The 3,461-nt window shown below is 70.6% G+C and carries 4 protein-coding genes and 1 pseudogene; 1 reads left to right on the forward strand and 4 read right to left on the reverse strand.

Features of this window, described 5'->3' with window-relative positions; translation table 11 throughout:
- Positions 1-285 precede the first annotated feature (285 nt).
- The 4 genes and pseudogenes from CC117_RS35565 to CC117_RS31285 form a co-directional block, all read right to left on the reverse strand.
- Entirely contained in the window at positions 286-660 is a 375-nt protein-coding gene (locus CC117_RS35565; protein WP_071091248.1) for an SIP domain-containing protein, read from the reverse strand.
- A gap of 21 nt (positions 661-681) precedes the next feature.
- Positions 682-777: pseudogene (locus CC117_RS40760) on the reverse strand (siderophore-interacting protein); the annotation flags it as partial.
- 124 nt (positions 778-901) lie between these two features.
- The gene (locus CC117_RS31280; RefSeq protein WP_071091251.1) at positions 902-1,312 is read right to left on the reverse strand and encodes a RidA family protein; all 411 of its coding nucleotides are present in this window, start codon (positions 1,310-1,312) and stop codon (positions 902-904) included.
- A 196-nt stretch (positions 1,313-1,508) separates the two neighbouring features.
- On the reverse strand, positions 1,509-2,714 hold the full coding sequence (locus tag CC117_RS31285; protein ID WP_071091254.1) for a pyridoxal phosphate-dependent aminotransferase: 1,206 nt from the start codon (positions 2,712-2,714) through the stop codon (positions 1,509-1,511).
- Between the two features lie 121 nt (positions 2,715-2,835).
- Between CC117_RS31285 and CC117_RS31290 the strand changes: the two genes are divergently transcribed.
- On the forward strand, positions 2,836-3,078 hold the full coding sequence (locus tag CC117_RS31290) for a hypothetical protein (RefSeq protein WP_071091257.1): 243 nt from the start codon (positions 2,836-2,838) through the stop codon (positions 3,076-3,078).
- Positions 3,079-3,461 lie beyond the last annotated feature (383 nt).

Consider the following 3,461-nt stretch of genomic DNA (forward strand, 5'->3'; position numbering starts at 1 on the left):
CTCTCGGCGTTCGGTGGTGGCGTTTTCCTGGGCGAGCACGACATGCGGGCCGACCGCCGAATCGCGCTGTACGTGGTGCCTCGAACCCCCGACGAGCTTCCCTCTTTCCCGCTCCCGGAGCATGAGAAATACATCCGCGGGTAGTGCGGCGATCCGGGATGGCGAGGCCCTTTCCCCGGCGGGGAGCATTATGGTTTTCTGAAGTGAACAAGGTCGCGGCCGAAGCGGCCGCGACCTGTCCTCCGGACGCGCGGCATGGCCACTTGTCCGGGAACCATCATGACGTCACTTCCAGTATGCCTGCGCTTTGATGGAAGTCTTCGGCAGCGCGTGCCGGCCACGGATCGTCTGCATGATCGATCGGGTGGTCAGGCCATCGCAACCGACCCATGCGAAAGCGCCGGGCGGGCAGGTGATCTGTTCAGCGATCTCGCGCAGGAGCTGACCGTCGTTGATCCGTTCGAGCCAGGTGACGGTGACCGTGTCACTCACATGCACCGGGATGTCCCGGTCGGATTCGCGTTGCCATTCCAGCCACACTCTGGCCGGCGTGTCGCCGATCGCGTCGAGCAGGGAGTTGATCGCGGACAACGACGCGGTGTCGCCGAAGATGATGAACTCCGACGGCAGCGGATCGGGGAGTCTGAACTTCGAGCCCATCACGGTCGCGTCGATCTCGGCGCCGGGCTGGGCCTGCCGTGCCCATCGGGCCGCGGGTCCCTCGTGGAGTGCGAACTCGATGTCGAAGGTGTCCGTGTCCGCGTCCGGGTCGACCAGCGTGTAACCGCGCTGTTACAGGGCCCCGGAGCCGTCCGCGAACCACAGGCGTGTGACCGACCCCGGTAGTTGGCAGGGTTCCGGCCGCGCTGGTTGGCAGGGCCGAGTGCGGCTCGATGACGGATCAGCTGGGAAGAGCGGCGGTGAGATCCACCTCGATGAGCTGTCCGGTGAAGCCAAGCTGGGAGACGCCCAGAAGCGTGCTCGCGGTCGTGAAGGCGGGCCCGAGCGCCGAGTTACGGAGTCGGTGCCAGGCGGAGTGGAGCACCGCCGTGTCGGTGGTGACCACGTAGATCCGGGAACGGGTGACGTGCCACGGGTGGGCGTCGACGGCGGCCAGGGCTGTGAGGGCGTTGGCGACGATCTGGTCGATCTGGGCATCGAGGTCACCGACGCCGACCAGGGCGCCGTGGCGGTCCAGCGGGCACTGCCCCGCGAGCAATGCCGTCCGCCCCGCCTCGACGATGGTGATGTGGTGATAGCCGGGCGTCCCGTGCAGCCCTTCAGGGTTGAGACGGGTGATCTTCGCGGTCATGGCGTCCATCCTGCCGATCCCCGCCTCCGCGCTGCCATATAGCGCGGCCGGAGCCCTGCCAACTACCGGGGCCGGTCACAGGCTCGTCGTTGTCAGACCGTGCTCGTCGACGGTGAGAACGAGGGTTATCGGGCGTTCTCGGCCGCCATCAGCTGACGCTCCGGTGGACGCCGGCACCCGCGCCGCCCCGGCGAACTCATTCCGCCAGTCGGCGCAGGCGGACGGCTGCCTCACGGAGCACGTCCTCGCGCTTGCAGAAGGCGAAACGGACCTGGGCGCCGCCGACGCCGGGAGTGCTGTAGAAGACCGAGTTCGGCACGGCGACCACCCCGCACCGGGTGGGCAGACCCCGGCAGAAGGCYAGCGCGTCCCGCTCGCCGAGCGAGGTGATGTCCGTGGTGATGAAGTAGGTGCCCTCCGGCCGGTAGACCTCGAAGCCGGCGGCGGCCAGCCCGTCGGCCAGCAGGTCACGGCGGGCCCGCAGCCCGTCCCGGAAGGCGGTGAAGTAGTCGTCCGGGAGGTGGAGGGCCTCGGCGACGGCGTACTGGAACGGGCCCGAACAGACATAGGTGAGGAACTGCTTGGCGGTACGCACCGCCGCGACCAGCTCCGGGGCAGCGGTCACCCAGCCGACCTTCCAGCCGGTGAACGAGAAGGTCTTGCCGGCCGAGGAGATGGCGACGGTGCGTTCCCGCATGCCCGGCAGACCGATCAGTGGAAGGTGCCGGCCGTCGAAGACGAGATGCTCGTAGACCTCGTCGGTGACGACGAGAAGATCACGCTCCACGGCCAGCTCGGCGATCGCCGCCAGCTCCGCGTCGGTGAGGACCATCCCGGTGGGATTGTGCGGGGAGTTGAGGAGCAGCAGTCGCGTCCGCGGGGTGACCAGGGCCCGCAGAGCGTCGAGATCGGGGCGGAAGTCGGGTGCCCGCAGGGTCACCGGAAGCAGCCGGGCACCGGCCATCGCGACACAGGCGGCGTAGGAGTCGTAGAACGGCTCGAAGGCGATGACCTCGTCGCCGGGCTCCAGCAGTGCCAGCATGGCCGCCGCGATCGCCTCGGTGGCACCGGCGGTGACCAGGACCTCGGTGTCGGGGTCGACGTCCAGGCCGTAGAAGCGTTTCTGGTGTGCAGCGATGGCGACACGCAGTTCGGGGACGCCGGGGCCGGGCGGGTACTGGTTGCCGCGGCCCTCCCRCAGCGCCCGCACCGCCGCCTCCCTGACCGCCTCCGGGCCGTCGGTGTCGGGGAAGCCCTGGCCCAGGTTGATCGCACCGGTGGCGGCCGCCAGTGCGGACATCTCCGCGAAGATGGTCGTCCCCATCCCGCCCAGCCTGCTGCTGAGCAGCCCCTTTGTGCGCACGGCCAACAGATCCCCGTCCTCGTCGCCTGCCAGGAACATACCTCCGTCCCTCGGCCGGGCGGCCCGTCGAAGTCGGCATCGGCGAGCCCGAAGGCAGTGCACCACGCAGGGCTTTGCCGATCCTCAGCCGCGAGGCTCGCTGACGGTCGGCTCGGGGGCGGTGTCGGCGCTGCTCGGGGTCGATGCCGGGTTGGGGGGCGGGCTCGGGGTCGCCACGGCGGTCGTCGCCGGGGCAGCTGGCGGCGGGCTGGATGGCGATGCCGGCGGCGACGGCGGGACCGGCGAGGGCGGAACCGGCGACGACGGCTCGGCCGGAACGGTGGGCACGGTCGGCGACGACGGAGTCCGGGTCGGTGCTGGTGCTGGTGCGGCTGGTGGCTGCTCCGTCGGCGAGGCGGGCTGAACCGGCGTGGCGCCAGGTGTCGGGGTCTCCGAGGGCGGGCCGCTGGGCGGTGGGACCGGCGTGTCCGGGCTGCCAGGGCTCGGGCTGGGACTTCCGGGACTGGAGCTGGGGCCGCCGGGGCTGGAGCTGGGGATTTCGGGGCTGGAGCTGGGGATTTCGGGGCTCGGGTTCGGCGTCGGCACGGCTGTGGGCACTGGCGCGGTCRTGGACGCCGGCGCGGTGGGGATGGGCGTGTCGGCGTTTGGCGCGGTGGCGGGTGGCACGGCGTTCGGGGTGAGGCGGGTGATCGGGAGGGCGTCGGGGGTCGAGGTGTCCCCGGGCTGGGCTGTGGCTCCGCCCTGCCGGTAGCCGGCCATCCAGGTCAGGACGGTGCGGACGTAGGC

This window comes from Parafrankia colletiae, assembly GCF_001854655.1.
Lineage (GTDB): Bacteria > Actinomycetota > Actinomycetes > Frankiales > Frankiaceae > Parafrankia > Parafrankia colletiae.